Source organism: Phenylobacterium sp. NIBR 498073 (assembly GCF_027286305.1).
Classification (GTDB): domain Bacteria; phylum Pseudomonadota; class Alphaproteobacteria; order Caulobacterales; family Caulobacteraceae; genus Phenylobacterium.
In genome coordinates, this window is the sequence record NZ_CP114599.1 from 650,757 (window position 1) to 667,541 (window position 16,785).

At 68.6% G+C, this 16,785-nt stretch carries 20 protein-coding genes; 3 read left to right on the forward strand and 17 right to left on the reverse strand.

Going from position 1 to position 16,785, the window contains the following annotated elements; genetic code table 11:
- Positions 1 to 557: 557 nt before the first annotated feature.
- Positions 558 to 950, forward strand: a complete 393-nt coding sequence (locus O4N75_RS03320) for a GreA/GreB family elongation factor (protein ID WP_267233052.1) — start codon at positions 558 to 560, stop codon at positions 948 to 950.
- Between the two features lie 118 nt (positions 951 to 1,068).
- Here the strand turns inward: O4N75_RS03320 and O4N75_RS03325 are convergent, their stop codons facing one another.
- From O4N75_RS03325 to O4N75_RS03355, 7 genes are all read right to left on the reverse strand, one after another.
- Complete coding sequence (locus O4N75_RS03325; protein WP_269627961.1) at positions 1,069 to 2,004, reverse strand: bifunctional riboflavin kinase/FAD synthetase; 936 nt, start codon at positions 2,002 to 2,004, stop codon at positions 1,069 to 1,071.
- A gap of 3 nt (positions 2,005 to 2,007) precedes the next feature.
- A complete protein-coding gene (locus tag O4N75_RS03330) occupies positions 2,008 to 2,436 on the reverse strand; it encodes a MaoC family dehydratase (protein ID WP_269627963.1) in 429 nt (142 codons plus the stop codon).
- 40 nt (positions 2,437 to 2,476) lie between these two features.
- Positions 2,477 to 3,340: a TIGR01459 family HAD-type hydrolase gene (locus tag O4N75_RS03335; protein ID WP_269627964.1), complete on the reverse strand. Its 864-nt coding sequence runs from the start codon at positions 3,338 to 3,340 to the stop codon at positions 2,477 to 2,479.
- A gap of 48 nt (positions 3,341 to 3,388) precedes the next feature.
- On the reverse strand, positions 3,389 to 4,696 hold the full coding sequence (locus O4N75_RS03340) for an EAL domain-containing protein (RefSeq protein ID WP_269627965.1): 1,308 nt from the start codon (positions 4,694 to 4,696) through the stop codon (positions 3,389 to 3,391).
- Positions 4,697 to 4,797: 101 nt separating this feature from the next.
- Entirely contained in the window at positions 4,798 to 5,676 is an 879-nt protein-coding gene (locus O4N75_RS03345; RefSeq protein WP_269627966.1) for a 3-hydroxybutyryl-CoA dehydrogenase, read from the reverse strand.
- Positions 5,677 to 5,982: 306 nt separating this feature from the next.
- Complete coding sequence (locus O4N75_RS03350) at positions 5,983 to 6,927, reverse strand: electron transfer flavoprotein subunit alpha/FixB family protein (protein ID WP_267233060.1); 945 nt, start codon at positions 6,925 to 6,927, stop codon at positions 5,983 to 5,985.
- Positions 6,927 to 7,673 carry an electron transfer flavoprotein subunit beta/FixA family protein gene (locus O4N75_RS03355; protein WP_267233061.1) on the reverse strand — a complete coding sequence of 249 codons (747 nt, stop codon included), beginning with the start codon at positions 7,671 to 7,673 and terminating at the stop codon, positions 6,927 to 6,929. Before O4N75_RS03355 ends, O4N75_RS03350 begins: the two co-directional genes overlap by 1 nt.
- 158 nt (positions 7,674 to 7,831) lie before the next feature.
- On the opposite strand from O4N75_RS03355, the gene O4N75_RS03360 reads away from it, so the two are divergent.
- Positions 7,832 to 8,119 carry a hypothetical protein gene (locus tag O4N75_RS03360; protein ID WP_267233062.1) on the forward strand — a complete coding sequence of 96 codons (288 nt, stop codon included), beginning with the start codon at positions 7,832 to 7,834 and terminating at the stop codon, positions 8,117 to 8,119.
- A gap of 9 nt (positions 8,120 to 8,128) precedes the next feature.
- Here the strand turns inward: O4N75_RS03360 and O4N75_RS03365 are convergent.
- From O4N75_RS03365 to O4N75_RS03395, 7 genes are all read right to left on the reverse strand, one after another.
- A protein-coding gene (locus O4N75_RS03365) for an IS5 family transposase (RefSeq protein ID WP_269627278.1) occupies positions 8,129 to 8,886 on the reverse strand; the annotation gives its coding sequence in 2 pieces (ribosomal slippage) (positions 8,129 to 8,553 and positions 8,553 to 8,886; 759 coding nt in all).
- A 71-nt stretch (positions 8,887 to 8,957) separates the two neighbouring features.
- Positions 8,958 to 9,521 carry a cob(I)yrinic acid a,c-diamide adenosyltransferase gene (locus O4N75_RS03370; protein WP_269627967.1) on the reverse strand — a complete coding sequence of 188 codons (564 nt, stop codon included), beginning with the start codon at positions 9,519 to 9,521 and terminating at the stop codon, positions 8,958 to 8,960.
- Position 9,522: 1 nt separating this feature from the next.
- On the reverse strand, positions 9,523 to 9,726 hold the full coding sequence (locus O4N75_RS03375) for a twin transmembrane helix small protein (protein ID WP_267233064.1): 204 nt from the start codon (positions 9,724 to 9,726) through the stop codon (positions 9,523 to 9,525).
- 33 nt (positions 9,727 to 9,759) lie between these two features.
- A complete protein-coding gene (locus O4N75_RS03380; protein WP_348649524.1) occupies positions 9,760 to 10,335 on the reverse strand; it encodes a TetR/AcrR family transcriptional regulator in 576 nt (191 codons plus the stop codon).
- 235 nt (positions 10,336 to 10,570) lie between these two features.
- A complete protein-coding gene (locus tag O4N75_RS03385) occupies positions 10,571 to 11,224 on the reverse strand; it encodes a TetR/AcrR family transcriptional regulator (RefSeq protein WP_267233066.1) in 654 nt (217 codons plus the stop codon).
- Complete coding sequence (locus O4N75_RS03390) at positions 11,221 to 11,358, reverse strand: hypothetical protein (protein ID WP_269627969.1); 138 nt, start codon at positions 11,356 to 11,358, stop codon at positions 11,221 to 11,223. The genes O4N75_RS03385 and O4N75_RS03390 overlap by 4 nt, the downstream gene beginning before the upstream one ends.
- A 601-nt stretch (positions 11,359 to 11,959) precedes the next feature.
- Positions 11,960 to 13,600, reverse strand: coding sequence for an acyl-CoA dehydrogenase family protein (locus O4N75_RS03395; protein ID WP_269627970.1), 1,641 nt, complete (start codon positions 13,598 to 13,600; stop codon positions 11,960 to 11,962).
- 74 nt (positions 13,601 to 13,674) lie between these two features.
- On the opposite strand from O4N75_RS03395, the gene O4N75_RS03400 reads away from it, so the two are divergent.
- Entirely contained in the window at positions 13,675 to 14,307 is a 633-nt protein-coding gene (locus tag O4N75_RS03400) for a glutathione S-transferase (protein ID WP_269627971.1), read from the forward strand.
- 18 nt (positions 14,308 to 14,325) lie between these two features.
- On the opposite strand, the gene O4N75_RS03405 is transcribed toward O4N75_RS03400, so the two are convergent.
- The 3 genes from O4N75_RS03405 to O4N75_RS03415 all read right to left on the reverse strand — a co-directional run bounded on the left by O4N75_RS03405 (position 14,326) and on the right by O4N75_RS03415 (position 16,769).
- A complete protein-coding gene (locus O4N75_RS03405) occupies positions 14,326 to 14,805 on the reverse strand; it encodes a class I SAM-dependent methyltransferase (RefSeq protein ID WP_269627972.1) in 480 nt (159 codons plus the stop codon).
- Positions 14,802 to 15,584: an alpha/beta fold hydrolase gene (locus tag O4N75_RS03410; RefSeq protein ID WP_269627973.1), complete on the reverse strand. Its 783-nt coding sequence runs from the start codon at positions 15,582 to 15,584 to the stop codon at positions 14,802 to 14,804. The genes O4N75_RS03405 and O4N75_RS03410 overlap by 4 nt, the downstream gene beginning before the upstream one ends.
- 84 nt (positions 15,585 to 15,668) lie before the next feature.
- Positions 15,669 to 16,769, reverse strand: coding sequence for an aromatic ring-hydroxylating dioxygenase subunit alpha (locus O4N75_RS03415; RefSeq protein WP_269627974.1), 1,101 nt, complete (start codon positions 16,767 to 16,769; stop codon positions 15,669 to 15,671).
- Positions 16,770 to 16,785: the final 16 nt, after the last annotated feature.

Sequence of the window (16,785 nt, forward strand, 5' to 3'; positions counted from 1 at the left end):
GGCGGGTGGAACCCGGCGCGCGCTGGAGCGATCGTCCGGCGGCGTCACGCCGGGCGAATAATTCGCAGGGATTTCCGAACCGAAGTCATGCCCCGGGGCTGTAGCAGAGGGCGCCCGCGCGCGCGAGCCCCTTTGCCGGGCGGTACGACCAGCGCCGGCGAATTTGACATCGTCCCGCAGGACGGTCAGGATCAAATCAGGATGTGTAATTGCATGAACATGCCGCGCCGAGCGCACCATGCGGGACGCCTAGTCGAAGGAGACTAGCCCCGAGCTCATAGCGGCTGCTCGCCGCGAGTTCGGGGATGCTTTCATCCAAAATCCTGATCACTGGTCTTCGAGCCGCGGCCTGACGCCGCGGGGAGCATCGTGACATGCAAAAACCTCCGCCGCCGCCCGCAGATACTGCGGGTGATCTTTCCCATGCGCCCGATATTCAGCCCGCCGAGCCGAAGGTGATCGCCTTTCCCAGGCGGCCCGCGGCGCCGGCGCGCGCCGACCGCGACGACGACCCGCCGCCCAGCGCGGCCTGACGAACCAAACAGAGGAGCCATCCCATGGCCGCCAAGATGAAGGCCCGCCCGAAGGTGCGGGTGACCGAAGCCGATTTTGAGAAGCTCTCCGCCATCGGCTCGGCGTCGCGCTCGCCGATGCCGGGCGCCAGCATCCTGCTCGAGGAGCTTGAGCGCTTCTCGATCGTGCCCAACACCGACCGCCGCTCGAAATTCGTGCGGCTGGGCTCGAAGGTCACCTATCGCGACCTGATCCTGAAGCGCGACCGCACGGTGCGGGTCGGCCTGCCGGGCGAGGCGGACGTTGACGAGAACCGCATCTCGGTGCTGGCCCCGGTCGGCGCGGCGCTGATCGGCCTGTCGGTCGGCGACGTGTTCCGCTGGGAAGCCCCCGACGCGCGCCTGCGCGAGATCGAGGTGCTGTCGATCGAGGACTAGGTGCGTCCAAAAGTGTCATCCCGGTTTCGGCGGAGCCGAATGCCGGGACCCATTCGCGCCGAAGTTCAGGATCTAGCGCCGCGACCCTCCAAACCGGGATGACACCTAGGGTCGGGGCCTAGAACTCGGGCAGCAGCAGCGCCCGGGCCTGGGCGGCGTCGATGTTGATCTGCTCGACCATGGCCTCCAGGCTGTCGAACTTCTCCTCCGGACGCAGGTAGGCGACCAGGTCGGTCTCGATGACCTGGTCGTAGAGGTCCTCGTCAAAGTCGAACAGCCAGACCTCCAGCCGCGGGGCGATCTCGCCCGGCACGGTCGGATTGACGCCGATATTGGCCACGCCGGCGATTTCGCGCCCGTCGGGCAGGCGGGTGCGGGTGGCGTAGACCCCGAGCTTGGGGATCACGTAGTCGGTCAGGGCGACGTTGGCGGTCGGGAAGCCGATCGTGCGGCCCAGTTTGCGGCCGTGCTCGACCACGCCCTCGATGGCGAACGGCCGGCCCAGGATGGCGGCCGCGTCCTGCGGCCGGCCCTCGCGCAGCGCCGCGCGCACGCCGGTCGACGAGAACTTCTCCGCGCCGTCGCCCAGGGCCTCGGCCACCGAGACCGAGAAGCCCAGCTCGCGGCCATAGACGGCCATCAGTTCGGGGCTGCCGGTGCGGCCCTTGCCGAACGAGACGTCGAAGCCGACGGCGACGTGGCGCACGCCCAGGCCCTCGTGCAGCACCTGGGTCGCGAACTCGCGGTCGGTGAGGTTGGCCATCTCCTGGTCGAAGGGCAGGACGTAGAAGACGTCGACGCCGAGGGCGGCCAGGGCGCGGGCCTGCTGGTCGGTGTCCATGATCCGGAACGCCGGGGCGTTCGGCTGGAAGATCTGCCGCGGGTGGGGATCGAAGCTGATCACCCCCAGCGGGGCTTTGAGGGCCTGGGCGGCCTTGGCGGCCTGGGCGATGACCTTCTGGTGGCCGCGGTGCACGCCGTCGAAGTTGCCATAGGCCACGGCCGCGCCCTTGTCGGCCTCGTCCAGCCCCTTCCAGCCATGAACGATCCGCATGCCTCAGACGTCCTTGGGCCGGCGCGGAACCATGACCACGGCCTCGCCGTCGACCACGGTCTTGCCGTCGACCTGGCAGACGGTGGTCAGGGTGGCGTGGGCCCGGCGCTCGTCCAGGGCCTGCACGGTCACGCGGGTGACGACCGGATCGCCGATCTTCACCGGCCGGCGGAAGCGCAGCGATTGCGTCAGGTAGATGGCGCCGGGGCCCGGCAGCTTGGTGCCCAGCACCGCCGAGATGTAGGCGGCCGACAGCATGCCGTGGGCGATGCGGCCCTGGAACGGGGTGGCGCGCGCATAGTCCTCGTCGAGGTGCACCGGATTGGTGTCGCCCGACACCGCGGCGAACGCCTCGACGTCGGCGGCGCCGACGATCTTGGTCGTCTCGGCGCTCTGGCCGACGCTCAAGTCCTCGAAGTAAAGCCCCTGCACGCGCGCGCTCCCTGTCCGATCTCTAGTTAGCGGCTTTTGCTCACCACGCCAGATCGGCGATGGCGTAGGTCGCCCGTGCGGCGTCCTTGGCCAGCAGCGTCTCGACCGCGGCGGCGTCGACGCCGTCCGGGCCGATGGTCTCGGCCCCGTGGATGCCGCTGGCGACGAACAGCACGTCCAGGCCCTGGTCGTTGGCGCCCTTGGCGTCGGTGGCCACCGCATCGCCAATGCACAGCACCCGCGCGCGGTCCAGCGGCCGGCCCAGCAGCATCTGCGCCTCGGTCAGGCAGAGGTCGTAGATCGGCGCGTGCGGCTTGCCGGCCATGATCACCTCGCCGCCCATCTCTTCGTAGCGCTGGGCCAGGGCGCCGCCGCAATAGATCAGCCGGTCGCCCTTCTGCACGACGATGTCGGGATTGGCGCAGATCATCGGCAGCCTGCGCGCCAGCGCGACCTTGAATCGGTCCTCGTAGTCGTCCGGGCCCTCGACATCGTCGTCATAGGGGCCGGTGCAGGAGATGAAGGCCGCGTCCTCGGGGCCGGCGAAGGCCAGGTCGAGCCCCTCATAGAGCGAGGCGTCCTTTTCCGGGCCGATGGCCCAGGCCGGGCCCGGCGCGCGGCCGCCCAGCAGGATGCGGGTGGCGTCGCCAGACGAGATGAACGCCGACCAGGCCTCGCGCGGCACGCCCAGCTGGTCGAGCTGGCTGTGCACGGCGCTCGACGGGCGCGGAGCGTTGGAGATCAGGATCACCGGGCCGCGCTCGGCGCGCCAGCGGCTCAGCGCCGCACAGGCTGCGGCGAAGCTCTCGCGGCCGTTGTGGATCACGCCCCAGACATCGGAGAGCAGGACGTCGTAGCGGTCGGCGACGGCCGAGAGGCCGGTGATCGGGAGGGGCGCGGTCATGGCCTGGGGCGGTAAAGGTCCGGCGCGCGCCGGTCAATGCGGCGCGCGTCAGATCCGGGTGGCGGCCACGTGCCGGCGGGCCAGAACCCCGACGCCGCCGCGGGTGCGGGGAGGCGGTTCGTCATAGCGCGTGGGCTCGGCGACGGGGGCGTCGGCCTCGGCCAGCACCGCATCGCGGATGGCGCGCGGCTCGCCGAACAGGTGGCCTTGGCCATAGGCGATGTCGAGCTCGAGAATGTCGACGATCTGGCGCTCGCTCTCGACCTTCTCAGCGACGATCTCGACGCCGTAGCGGCGGGTCAGCGAGGAGAAGTCCTGCGCCGCCAGGTCGGGCAGCGAGCGCAGGATCAGGCCCTCGTCGGTCTCGACCAGCTCGTCCAGCAGGAACGGCGCGGCGATCTTGAGGAACTTGACGTCCGAACGGGCCAGGTCCTGGAAGTCGAGGTCCAGGTCGGTGACCTTGTCGAGCGAGAAGCGGAAGCCGAGGTCGGCCAGCTTGCCCATGTTGCGGGCCTCGACCGAGCCGCGGGCGTCGAACGCCGCCTGCCCCAGTTCGAAGATCAGCGCGCCCGACAGGTCTCGGTTGGCGGCCAGCAGGTCCAGGAACTGCGGGAAGAAGCTTTCGTCCGCCAGGCTGGCGATCGAGATGTTGCAGAAGATGCCGACCTTGCGGTCCTGCTTGGCCAGCCGCCGGACGATCTGCACGCAGCGGAACAGCAGCAGGTTGTCGATCGAGGTGACCAGGCCTTCGGGCTCGGCGACCGCCAGGTATTCGGCCGGCATCATCACCCGGCCGCTGGCGTCGCGCAGGCGCGAATAGCTTTCGTAGAAGACGGTGCGGCGCTGCGGCAGGCCGACGACCGGCTGCAGGTAGAGGTCGACGCGGTTCTCGGCCAGGGCCTCGCGCACGGTGTCGAGCAGGGCGGCCGATTGATGGCGGCGCAGGGTCGGCTCGTGGGGAGCCTGCCGGGCGCCGGCGCTGACCCGCTCCTCCAGGCGCTGGCCCATGCGCTGGACCAGGTCCTCCAGCATGTGGACCTCGCCTTCGAGCGCCTCGGAACGGCCGGCGTCGTCGCTGACCGCGTCAGCGACCTCGGTCATCCGCGCGTCGACCTGCTCCATCTGCGACAGCATCACGCGCTGGGCCTCGCGCACCGCGTCGAGCTCCTTGCGCAGCGCGCGCAGCTTCAGGGACTGGCTGATCAGGCCGTGGACGGCGAAGCAGAGACCCAGGCCTCCGACCAGGGCGGCGACGCCGGCCGCCCAGCCGCCTCCGTTCCGCCACAACAGCAGGGCGACGATCAGCGCTAGACAGAGGTAGGTGGCCGATAGAGCCACCGAGGTGAACTGTCGCATGAGCCCGCAGAATCCGAATCACTTGGATTATCGGATGCGTCGCGTCGACAAGTCGAACGGATTAACGAACGCTTCACAATTCTGAAGCGTTCGGCGGTGGATTACCGCGTCGGGACGGGCTTCTCGCCGCGATAGTCGTAGAAGCCGCGTCCGGCCTTGCGGCCCAGCCAGCCGGCCTCGACGTACTTCACCAGCAGCGGGCAGGGGCGGTACTTGCTGTCGGCCAGGCCTTCGTAGAGCACGTTCATGATCGACAGCACGGTGTCGAGGCCGATGAAGTCGCCCAGCTCCAGCGGGCCCATCGGATGATTGGCGCCCAGCTTCAGCGCGGTGTCGATGGCGTCGACGGTGCCGACCCCTTCGTAGAGGGTGTAGATCGCCTCGTTGATCATCGGCACCAGGATCCGGTTGACGATGAAGGCCGGGAAGTCCTCGGCGTTGGCGGTGGTCTTGCCCAGCGACTTGGCGAAATTGACGGCGGTTTCGTAGGTGGCCGCGTCGGTGGCGATGCCGCGGATGATCTCCACGAGGTTCATCAGCGGCACCGGGTTCATGAAGTGCAGGCCGATGAAGCGTTCCGGGCGGTCCGAAGCCGCACCCAGGCGGGTGATCGAGATCGACGAGGTGTTCGACGCCAGGATGGTGTCGGGGCCGAGGTGCGGGGTCAGCGCCTTGAAGATGGTCTTCTTGACCTCTTCGTTCTCGGTGGCCGCCTCGATGGCCAGGTCGGTCTGGCCGATGGTCTGCAGTTCCGGCGCCGGCTTGATGCGGGCCATCGCCTCGTCCAGCGCGTCCTGGGCGATCGCGCCCTTCACGACCTGGCGGCTCAGGTTCTTTTCGATCAGCGAGCGACCGGCGTGGATCTTCTCTTCGCTGACATCGTGCAGCAGGACGTCGTATCCCGCCAGCGCGCAGACATGGGCGATGCCCGCTCCCATCTGACCCGCGCCGATGATGCCGACCGACTTAATCTGAACCATGCCGAAATAAGCCTCGAATGACTGGGACGCGCTCCCCGGCGCGTCCGTTTGCGACGGGTTTCTAACATGCGGAACGGCGCTCTAGCCAAGGCTTTTGCTGCGACGCAGCGTAGCCCGTTGGCGGATCAGGGATTCAGCGCTGGCCCCTGGCCGCCTCGGCCGTCGGCCAGTCGCGCCATGCGTGTGTGCGGTGACATTTCGGCTTGTCGCGGCGCCCGCAGGCGCCACTGGCGGGCGGGCATGAAAAAGGGGCGGTCCCTGGCGGGGCCGCCCCTTGATCGTTCGGTTCCTGGAACCTCGTCCGGTTTACTTGCCGGCCGCGGTCAGGGCGTCCATCAGTTCCGGCACCGCGGTCTTGTAGTCCGCGACCAGACCGAAGTCGGCGACCTGGAAGATCGGCGCGTCGCCGTCCTTGTTGATCGCGACGATGACCTTGGAGTCCTTCATGCCGGCCAGGTGCTGGATCGCGCCGGAGATGCCGACGGCGATGTACAGTTCCGGGGCGACGACCTTGCCGGTCTGGCCGACCTGGTAGTCGTTCGGCGCGTAGCCGGCGTCGACCGCCGCGCGCGAGGCGCCGACCGCCGCGCCGAGCTTGTCGGCGAGCGGCTCGATGACCTTCTGGAACTCGTCGGCCGAACCCATGGCGCGACCGCCGGAGACGACGATCTTGGCGCCGGCGAGTTCCGGACGGGCCGACTTCACCAGCTGCTGGTCGACGAACTTCACCTTGGCCGAGACGGCGCCGGCGGGAACGGTTTCGACCGAGGCCGAGCCGCCTTCACCGGCCGCCTTGAAGGCGGTGGCGCGGACGGTGATGACCTTCTTGCCGTCCGACGACTGGACGGTTTCCAGGGCGTTGCCGGCGTAGATCGGGCGCACGAAGGTGTCGGCGCTGACCACTTCGACGATTTCCGAGATCTGCGCGACGTCCAGCTTGGCGGCGATGCGCGGGCTGAAGTTCTTGCCTTGCGAGGTGGCCGGGGTCAGCACCGCGTCGTAGCCGCCCATCAGCGGAACGACGGTGGCTTCGACGGCTTCGGCCAGGCCTTGGCCCAGCTCGTCGCTTTCGGCCAGCAGCACCTTGCGCACGCCGGCGACCTTGGCGGCGGCGTCAGCAGCGGCCTTGGCGTCCTTGCCGGCGACCAGCACGTCCACGTCGCCCGACAGGGCCAGCGCGGCGGTGATGGTCTTGTTGGTGGAGTCCTTCAGCGACGCGTTGTCGTGATCGGCGATGACGAGAACGGCCATTAGAGCACCCCCGCGGTCTTCAGGTTGGCGACCAGGTCGCCGGCGGTTTCAACCTTGATGCCGGCCGAGCGCTTGGCGGGCTCGGCGACCTTCAGGACCTTCAGGTGCGGCTTCAGGTCGACGCCCAGCGAGGCGGCTTCCTTGACGTCCAGCGGCTTCTTCTTCGCCTTCATGATGTTCGGCAGCGAAGCGTAGCGCGGCTCGTTCAGGCGCAGGTCGGCGGTGATGATCGCCGGCAGGCCGACTTCGATGGTCTGCAGACCGCCGTCGACTTCACGGGTCACCTTGGCGGTGTCGGCCGACAGCTCGATCGCCGAGGCGAAGGTCGCCTGCGGCCAGTCGAGGATGGCCGCGAGCATCTGGCCGGTGGCGTTGTTGTCGCCGTCGATGGCCTGCTTGCCCATGATCACCACGTTCGGGTTCTCTTCGGCGATCGCCGCCTTGAGCACCTTGGCCACTTCCAGCGGCTCCAGGTCCTGGTCGGTCTGGATCAGCACCGCGCGGTCAGCGCCCATGGCCAGCGCCTGGCGCAGGGTTTCCTGGGCCTGGGCCGGGCCGATGGAGACGACCACCACTTCGCTCGCCGTGCCCTTTTCCTTCAGGCGGACGGCCTCCTCGACTGCGATCTCGCAGAAAGGATTGATGGACATCTTCACATTGGCGAGGTCGACGCCCGACTGGTCGGACTTCACCCTGGCCTTGACGTTTGAATCGATCACCCGTTTGACCGGGACCAACACCTTCATGGGTCGCTAGCGCCTCAAATTTGTTTTGCGAAAAATTCGGTCGGATGCGGCATAACGGTTCCGCCGAGCATTGCAAGTCGGCGAGGGATCACAGTTCGCCGCATTTTCGGCGAACGAAGCCGCTAGCAGGCCCCTCGGGGGAAGACTAGAAGCACGCCATGAACCGCACCATCGACCGGCTGAAGCTGATCTTTCTCGGCCTCTTCATCGTCCTCAGCGCCGGGACGCTCGTCTATCACGTCGGCTGGGTCTGGCCGGGCCAGAAGTGCGAGGAAGCCGGCGATTGGTGGGATTGGCGCAGCCGCACCTGCGCGAGCCCGATCCTGATCTCGGACATTACCGGCCGGGTGATCAAGAACGACGAGACCCGCGCGGCGGCCAAGGCCGACGCCGCCAAGGCCCGCGCCGAAAAGGCGCCGGAAGCGCCCGCGTCGCCCAAGCCCTAGGGTCCGGACTCAATTGAGCCAGTATGCGTAGGTTGCGGCGAGCAGGACGGCCGAGAGGTAGTTCCTTGCGAGCTTGTCGTAGCGGGTAGCGATGCGTCGGAAGTCTTTTAGCCTGCACCACATGCGCTCGACGCGGTTTCGGTCCTTATAGGCGTTGGCGTCGTAGGGGATTGGAGTTCGGCGAGAGGTGGTGGAAGGGATCACCGCCTCGGCCCCGCGCTCGGCGAGCCGCCTGCGCAGATGGTCGGCGTCGTAGCCTTTGTCAGCCAGGAGCTTCTGGAAGGGGCCTGTGGCCTGGATCAGGGCGTGAGCCATGCTGATGTCGTTGATGTTTCCGGCGCTGAGCAGCAGCACCCTGGGCCGGCCGCGCTCGTCGACCAGGCCATGGATCTTGGTGGTGCGGCCCCCACGCGAGCGGCCTATGGCTTGGAGGAAGGCCCCCCTTTTGCGCCCGCCGCCGACCGGTGCGCCCTGACGTGGGTAGCGTCGATCGCCGCGCCATAGATGCCGGTGTGGCCCGTCAGCGCCTCAAACATCTGCAGCCAGAGCCCCTGGCGGCTCCAGCGGTTGAAACGGTTGTAGACGGTCGTGTAGGGCCCGAACTCCGGTGGGCAATCGCGCCAGCGAGCTCCGCTCTTCAGCATATGGACAATGCCCGAGATCACCCGGCGATCATCCACCCGATGGGCGCCCTTACGACCTCGCGGAAGCAACGGCTCGATCCGAGCCCATTCTTCGTCGCTAAGCCACTGAACCTGCTTCGCCATATCCAAGGCTCCTTCCGGAATCCTTGAATCAGCAACGCCAACGCCGCGCTAGACCCTATTGAGTACAGACCCTAGCGCGTCGCGCCGGACTGCCAGAACACCTCGGCTGCGCCGCGGTCGTTGGCGTGGCGCGCAGCCACGAACAGGAAGTCCGACAGCCGGTTCAGGTACTTCATCGCCTCCGGCCCGACGCTCTCGCCCGTCTCGACCAGCGCCACGGCGATGCGCTCGGCGCGCCGCGCCACGGTGCGGGCAAGGTGCAGGTGCGCCGCCGCCGGCGTCCCGCCCGGCAGGATGAACGAGGCGAGCGGCGGCAGTTGCGCGTTCATCGAGTCGATTTCGCGTTCCAGCCGGTCGACCTGCGACTGCACCATGCGCAGGGCGTGGGTCTCGCCCTCCTGCGGGGGCGTGGCGAGATCGGCGCCCAGGTCGAAGAGTTCGTTCTGCACTCGCGCCAGCATGGCGTCGAATTCGCCCGTCGTGTGGAGCCGCGCCAGGCCCAGGCAGGCGTTGGCCTCGTCGACCGCGCCATAGGCTTCGACCCGTAGCGAGGCCTTGGAGACCGGCTGGCCGGTGGCCAGGCGCGTCGTCCCGGCGTCGCCGGTGCGGGTGTAGATCTTGTTCAGCGTGACCAAGTCAGCCGCCGAACTTGGCGCGCCACCACACCGCCAGCACGAGGATCGCGATGGCGACCGCCTGCAGCGCCACGCGCAGCCGCATCAGCTTGTTCGAATAGGAGCGACCGAAGTCGCCGCCGCGGAACAGCGCGTAAAGCCCGACGAACAGGGTGATGGTCACCGCGGCCAGGCTGATGGGAATGAGGTAGCTGAAGATGTTCATGCCGCGATCTTAGCCGAGATCGCGGTCGCGGGCCTATCGGTTCGCGGGCGCGGGCGGACGAAATCCGCTGGCGATCAGGCCGATGTGCCGGTCCATGACCTTGCCCATGGCCTCGGCGTCGGCGTCTTCCCAGGCCGCCAGCCGGTAGGTCCAGGCGTAGGAGGCCATCAGGGCGTCGACGATCACCTCCAGGTCGGCGGCCGGATCGACGTCGCCGCGAGCGATGCCGTCGGTCAGGCAGTCGCGGATCACCAGCCGCAGGCGCTGGTTGCGGCCGTATGGACGGCTGGAGGGGCTGAGCGTCCAGTTGTAGGCCGCCGCGATGTGAGCGAGGAACAGCCGCGTACGCCGGGTTTCGAAGGCGTAGTGGATGGCGAAGATCGACTGCAGGCGGTCGGGGGTCGTTCCGCGCAGGTGCGGGACCAGCCGGTCCAGTTCGGCGTAGAGCGCGTCCAGGCGGTCAGCCATGACCTGACTCAAGATGTCGTTCTTGGACGAGAAGGTCGTGAAGACGCTGCCGACAGAAACCGACGCCAAGCTGGCGATCTCGCGGACGGTGGTGGCGTCGAAGCCCTTGGTCTCGAACAGGTCTCGAGCGGCGTCGAGCACGCGCTGACGCGTCGCCTCCTTCTGGGACTTCCGTACGCTCAAATGTTCCCCCCAGCCTGCATCGGCCGTGCAGGCGCCCGGCAAGTGCTTAGGGCGAATCCTGCGCTAGGAATGCGTGATGTAAGAAGGTGCGACAGTTCGCCGCGGAGCTGAAGTCGTAAATACCCCAGGTAAGGCGAAGGCGAGACCTGATCCCGCGGGAGCAGATCTCGCCCTGATCAGTCTAGGCGGTCGTTCAGCCGCGACGAGCGCCGGCCAGGATGACCCGAATCTGGTCCTTCGACTTGGCCTGCAGCGCTTCGAGGCTCCAGCCGCCGAAGATCGCTTCCTGGAAGTTGGCCAGGTAGCAGTCGAACAGCATCTGGCTGCGCAGCTTCACTTCGGCTTCCTGCGACAGCTCGCCGCGCTCGACGCCGAGGGTCAGCTGCTCGGTGAACAGCTCCTGCAGTTCCAGCACCGGCGGCAGGTTGCGCAGTTCCTGGCCCTGTTCCGGCATCCAGGAGATCCCGAAGGCGGCGCGGGCCAGCGGCAGGCGCGTCTTGTAGAAAGCGTAACCGGCGACGAACAGCTTCAGCAGGGTGTCGTCGACGCCGCGACCGCGCGAGACGCCGTCGCGCATCGCTTCGACCAGGGCCTCCATGTCGGCGACCATGATTTCGCGGAACAGGTCCGACTTGTCGGTGAAGTTGGCGAACACCGCACCGGTCGACATGCCGGCCTCGGCGGCGATGTCACGGATGGTCGCGCCTTCGTAGCCGGCTTCAGAGAACAGGCGGCGGGCGGCGGCCAGGACCTTGGCGCGGGTCTGCTGCTTGGCGAGCGCGCGACGGGTCGGAACGCGGACCTGGGTTTCGCCGGCGACTTCGATGTTGCTGGAAACGTGTTTCATCGGGCGATCCTCGCCGTCGCCAGCACCATCGGCGGTTCGAACTCTACGCAATACTCTTTCACTACCTTGGCGATCCGCTCAACGCCTTGCCGCGCGAAGCGCAGTCCCATCCGGGTCGCGTCGCGCAGCTCCACGATGAGCTGGCTCGGGTTTTCTACGGCTTGGTCGCCGCCCGGGGGGAGCGGACGGCGGTGACGCAGGTCGTCATGACCACTGATTCCTCTTAACCCCTCAACTCGGCGGGTCCAAGTGATGGGTTTGGTTGAGCGCGTTCAGCGAACTTGTTTCGCAATGCGTTGATGCAGGCAGCATGTAGCGTGGCGTTTCGGGCTTTGCCGTGTGGCGCAGCGTCGCAGACCGGCGTTTGCTGTGAAATTCGGTAGGGGCGTGTCGGGCGCCCGCCAGTCCCAATAAACCGCCACTCGCTGAGCATGCTCGCAAAACGTCGTGCGATGGGGCGGTTCTCGCTGCGCGTATGGCCGGTGTGCGGCAGGGTGCACACCCAAGACGTCCGGCGGCGAGGAATCCACACCCCCGAAGCGGCGATATTTCGGGGGCCGGCCGTCCGTGCGTTTCAGGTCGAATTGGACTGCTGTCCAAGGCGAGCCTTAGTAACTGACCTGTCCTCGCAGGCCCGAAACTGGTGATCGTGGCGCGCGCCGCGGTCCTTCAAGAAATCGTGTAGTCCCGCGCGCCGCGAGTATTGGCATCAGTCGCGCCAAAATATCGCCGCGATCAGTTGGCGCCTTCCAGCAGTCGGCGCGCGATGACCTGGGCCTGGATCTCGCCGGCGCCCTCGAAAATGTTGAGGATGCGGGCGTCGGCCAGCACGCGGCTGACCGGCTGTTCGGTGGCGAAGCCGGTTCCGCCATGGATCTGTACGGCGTTGTCGGCGCAGGCCCAGGCGATGCGGGCGGCGACCAGCTTGGCCATGCCCGCCTCCAGGTCGCAGCGGCGGCCGTCGTCCTTGGCCCGGGCGGCGAACCAGGTCAGCCGCCGCGCGCCGACCAGCTCGGCCGCCATCATCGCCAGCTTGTTCGTCACCCGCGGAAAGTCCGAGATCGGTCGGCCGAACTGCTTGCGGGCGACCGCATAGTCGACCGCCAGGTCGAGAGCCGATTGCGCCACCCCGATGGCCCGGGCCGCGGTCTGGATGCGCGCGCTCTCGAAGGTCGCCATCAGCTGCACGAAGCCCTGGCCCTCCTGGCCGCCCAGCAGCCGCGCGTGCGGCACCGAGAAGCCGTCGAAGGCGATCTCGTACTCCTTCATGCCGCGATAGCCGATCACGCCGATCTCGCCGCCGCTCATGCCCGGCGCGGGGAACGGGTCGGCCGCCGTGCCGCGGGGCTTGCCGGCCAGGAACATCGACAGGCCGCGGTGGTCCTTCGACGCCGGGTCGGTGCGCACCAATAGCGTCATCAGGTCGGCGCGCGCGGCGTGGGTGATCCAGGTCTTGGCGCCGGTGACCTTCCAGGTCTCGCCGTCGCGCACGGCCCGCGTGCGCAGCGAGCCGAGGTCGGAGCCGGCCTCCGGCTCGGTGAAGACGGCGGTGGGGATGATCTCGCCGCTGGTGATGGCCGGCAGCAGCTCTCGCTTCTGTTCGTCGGTGCCGTGCGCCAGGATCAGCTCGGCGGCGATCTCCGAGCGGGTGCCCAGCGACCCGGTCCCGATCCAGCCGCGCGACAGCGCCTCGGACACCACGCACATGGCGACCTTGCCCAGGCCCGAGCCGCCGAATTCCTCGGGCGCGGTCAGGCCGAAGACCCCCAGCGCCGCCAGCTCGTCGATCAGGGGCAGGGGGATCAGCTCGTCGCGCAGGTGCCAGCCGTGGGCGAACGGGACGATCTTCTCCTCGGCGAAGGCGTGGAACTGGTCGCGGACGTGCTCGAGCGTCTCATCCAGGCCGCTGGCCTCCAGCGACGGGCGGCCGCGGGCGGCCTCCAACAGCTCGACGATGCGGTGCTTCACCGCCTGCGAGGCGCCTGGCGCCAGCGCCGCGATCGCCGGCGACAGCCGCGCGGCGTCGAGGCCGAGGTCGGCCGGGCGGAAGGTCTCGCCCTGGTTCATCGGCAGCCCGCCGGCCAGCTGGCTCAGATACTCGAACGCCAGAAGCTGGGCAGGCAGGGCCTCGGCCTCGCCCAGACGGCCATCGGCCTGCAGGTCGTCCGCCCAGGCGGCGGTCTGGCGCAGGGTCTCGGCATAGGCGGCGGCCCAGGCCAGGCCATGGGCGACGTGCTGTTCGCGATCCAGGGTCTCGCGATCCAGCCGTCCGCCGACGGCCACGCGGGGGGCCAGCGCGCGGCGGGCCTCGGCGACATAGGTTTCGGCGGCGTCGGCGGCGTCGGCCAGCAGGCCGGGAAGGTTCGCAAGCATCATGGCGGGCCGACTATAGGGCAAGCTTGCCGCACGTCATCGGTGACGCTACGCCAAGTGAAACGCGGAGGAAGCGCATGATCGTCGTCCATCACCTCAACGACTCGCGCTCGCAGCGCATCCTGTGGCTGTTGGAGGAGCTGGGGCTCCCCTATGAGATCAAGACCTACCAGCGCGACGCGACCACCCGCCTGGCGCCGCCGGAACTGACCGCCGTCCACCCGCTCGGCAAGTCGCCGGTGGTGACCGAGGGCGGCGCGACCATCATCGAGTCCGGCGCGATCATCGACTACGTGCTGCGCCACCACGGCGCCGGCCGGTTGGCGCCGCCGGTAGGCACGCCCGACTACGAAGCCCACCAGCAGTGGCTGCACTACGCTGAGGGCTCGGCCATGCTGCCGCTGATGCTCAACATGTACGTCGCCCGCCTCGGGGAGGCTGGCGCGCCGCTGCAACCGCGCATCCAGGGCGAGATGGCCAACCACCTCGGCTATGTCGACCGCGCGCTCGCAGGCCGCGACTACCTGATGGGCAAGGACCTGACCGCCGCCGACATCCAGATGAGCTTCGTCGGCGAGGTGGCCGGGGCCTTCGGCCAGTTCGAAACCTATCCGCATATCGCCGCCTGGGTGCGCCGGTTCCAGGACCGTCCAGCCTATCGCGCGGCCCTGGCCAAGGGCGGCCCCTACAACCTCGGCCCCAAGACCTAGAGCCCTTCGGATAGTGGGCTAGGCGCGGGCCAGGGCGGCGACTAGCCGCCCCGGACCCTGGCGAAGGTCGAAGGCTAGGCCGGCGGCGGCGAGATTGGCGCCCACCGCCTCGCCGATCCGTTTCGCCTGCGCCTCTCCCGGCGCATCGAACACCAGCGCCAGGCGGCCGCCGGGCGCCAGCGTGCGGCGCAGGGCGGCGAGCCCCGCGCCGTCGGTGGTCCAGAACAGGTTCACATTGATCGCCAGGACCGCGTCGAAGGCGGCGGCCGGCAGGTCGGAGGTCTCCAGCGCGCCGCAGATCAGCCGCGAGCTCCCGCCCAGCCGCGCGGCGGCGGCCTCGATCGCCTTGGCCGAGCGATCCAGCGCGGTGACCTCGCAGCCGGCGGCGACCAGCTCGGCGGCGGCCACGCCGGACCCGCAGCCGATCTCCAGCACGCGCTCGCCGCGCGCCGGGGCCAGCAGCTCCAGCGCCCAGGCGATGCGCGCGGGCAGGCTCATCGCGCCCAAGGATCGTCCAGCACGCCGTCGATGAAGTCGAAGACGGCGGCCTTGGTCAGGGCGTGCGGAATGGCCGAGAAGTGGTCGCAGCCGGGGATCACCACCCCGCGCCCGTCGCCGAACGCCTGCGCCAGCAGTTCGGGATCGCCGTTGGTCTCGCGCTGGCCGGCCACCGCCAGCATCGGCATCGGCAGGGTCGCAAAGCCCTCGGTGTCCAGCGGCGGGTTCTGGGCCTGGACGAAGGCGGCCAGGGCGCGGCGATCCTCGCCCTGTTCGTCGGCGAACTGGCGGAAGCTCTTGAGGAACGGCTCGGTGATGGTCTCCGGATCGTCGGCCAGCATGGCCTGGGCCATCACCTCGCTCCGCGCCGAGGGCCGCTCGCTCAGCATCTTGTCGCCGACCCCGCCGAGGATCAGGTTCGAGAATCGGTGCGGCGCGGCCAGGGCGGCGGCGGCGGCGACGCGCGCGCCCATCGAGTAACCGAACAGGTCGACCCGGTTGACGCCGAGGTGGTCCATCAGCTCGACCACGTCGCGGGCCAGGTTTTCGCGCAAGTAAGCGTCCGGCTCATAGGCCTTGCCGCTCAGGCCGTGGCCGCGCTGGTCGAGCGCGATCACCCGGAAGCGGCGGCGCTCCAGGGCCGCATACCAGCCGGTCCGCTTCCAGCCTTCGTTGCGGTTCGAGGTGAAGCCGTGGACCAATAGGATCGCCCGCTCGTAGTCGGCGGGGGCCTGGTCGTCATAGGCGAGGGTGAAGCCGTCGCTGGTCGTGAAATCCATGTTCGCAAAGGGCTCGAAATTGAATGCGCCGTCAAAATAACGGCGCTCAACAGAGCCCCCGGCGGGCCGGATGGCAAGCCCCGGTCAGCTGCGCCAGCGCAGGGTCGCGGTCTCGACCGGGTTCTCGAACGGTCGACCGTCCTTGCGGCTGGCGGTCCATTCGCGCTTGAGCTGCTGGTACCACTTGGCCTGGCGGTCGGCGTCGTCGATCCACAGCAGCGAGGGATCGTAGCGTAGCCCCTCGTTCTGCAGGTTCACCATATCGCCGTCCTGGCGCAGGAACGCTCGCGCGCCGGCGGCGATGAACGGCTTCAGCAGCAGGAACGCCGGGTGGTCGGACCAGACTATCTGGGTGATCCGGGTCTTGGTTTCGTGGATCGGCGTCAGGCAGGTCAGCGACAGCACCTGGCGCTGGCCGACGGTGACGTGCTCCCAGCGCAGGCCGGGGATGCGGAAGGTGATCTCGGTCAGCGGCTCGCCGCCCAGGATCGCATAGGCGCGGCTGTTCTTGCTGGGCTCGTGCCGGACCATCGCGAAGCCCTGTTCGCGCGGCTCGAACTTCTTGGCCTTCTCGTGCTGGCTCTTGGCCGAGCGCCACCACCACTGCTGATGCACATAGGGCCCATGGGCCGGATCCATCAGCCCAACGACGGCATGGTCGATGTGCGAGTCGAAGTCCATGCGGTCGACCAGCTTGGGGCCGCCGCCGACCACGCCGGGGAACACCGGCGGCGGCTCGGTCGGCTCGCCGGTGAAGCGCGGGTCGGCGCTGATCCAGACGAAGACCAGGCCCTGGCTTTCCACGGCCGGATAGTTGCGCACCCGGATGCGGCTGACGTCCATCGCCTGGTCGTCGACCAGCGAGGGGATCGCCGCGCAGGCGCCGTCGGTCTTGAACCGCCAGCCGTGGTAGGGGCACTCGACGCTCTCGGCGCCGTCGGCCTCGCGGGTCAGCTTGCCGGCCGACAGCGGGGCGGCGCGGTGCGGACAGATGTCCTTGAGCGCGTAGACCTTCCCCGCGCGGTCGCGGCCCAGCAAGATCGGCTCGCCAAGGATCTCGTAGCGTTGCAGCTTTCCGGCCTTCAGGTCGCTCGCCAGGGCGGCGAAGTACCAGATGTCATGCAGGAAGCCGCGACCGAACTTGGTGTCGGCGGTGGATGCGGTTTTGGTGTCGCCGTCGGGCATGGCCGCCTTCTAGCGC

Coding starts and splice junctions, on each gene's coding strand:
- O4N75_RS03320 (WP_267233052.1), top strand. CDS start 558: ATGGCCGCCAAGATGAAGGCCCGCCCGAAGGTGCGGGTGACCGAAGCC.
- O4N75_RS03325 (WP_269627961.1), bottom strand. CDS start 2,004: ATGCGGATCGTTCATGGCTGGAAGGGGCTGGACGAGGCCGACAAGGGC.
- O4N75_RS03335 (WP_269627964.1), bottom strand. CDS start 3,340: ATGACCGCGCCCCTCCCGATCACCGGCCTCTCGGCCGTCGCCGACCGC.
- O4N75_RS03340 (WP_269627965.1), bottom strand. CDS start 4,696: ATGCGACAGTTCACCTCGGTGGCTCTATCGGCCACCTACCTCTGTCTA.
- O4N75_RS03345 (WP_269627966.1), bottom strand. CDS start 5,676: ATGGTTCAGATTAAGTCGGTCGGCATCATCGGCGCGGGTCAGATGGGA.
- O4N75_RS03350 (WP_267233060.1), bottom strand. CDS start 6,927: ATGGCCGTTCTCGTCATCGCCGATCACGACAACGCGTCGCTGAAGGAC.
- O4N75_RS03355 (WP_267233061.1), bottom strand. CDS start 7,673: ATGAAGGTGTTGGTCCCGGTCAAACGGGTGATCGATTCAAACGTCAAG.
- O4N75_RS03360 (WP_267233062.1), top strand. CDS start 7,832: ATGAACCGCACCATCGACCGGCTGAAGCTGATCTTTCTCGGCCTCTTC.
- O4N75_RS03375 (WP_267233064.1), bottom strand. CDS start 9,726: ATGAACATCTTCAGCTACCTCATTCCCATCAGCCTGGCCGCGGTGACC.
- O4N75_RS03385 (WP_267233066.1), bottom strand. CDS start 11,224: ATGAAACACGTTTCCAGCAACATCGAAGTCGCCGGCGAAACCCAGGTC.
- O4N75_RS03395 (WP_269627970.1), bottom strand. CDS start 13,600: ATGATGCTTGCGAACCTTCCCGGCCTGCTGGCCGACGCCGCCGACGCC.
- O4N75_RS03400 (WP_269627971.1), top strand. CDS start 13,675: ATGATCGTCGTCCATCACCTCAACGACTCGCGCTCGCAGCGCATCCTG.
- O4N75_RS03405 (WP_269627972.1), bottom strand. CDS start 14,805: ATGAGCCTGCCCGCGCGCATCGCCTGGGCGCTGGAGCTGCTGGCCCCG.
- O4N75_RS03410 (WP_269627973.1), bottom strand. CDS start 15,584: ATGGATTTCACGACCAGCGACGGCTTCACCCTCGCCTATGACGACCAG.
- O4N75_RS03415 (WP_269627974.1), bottom strand. CDS start 16,769: ATGCCCGACGGCGACACCAAAACCGCATCCACCGCCGACACCAAGTTC.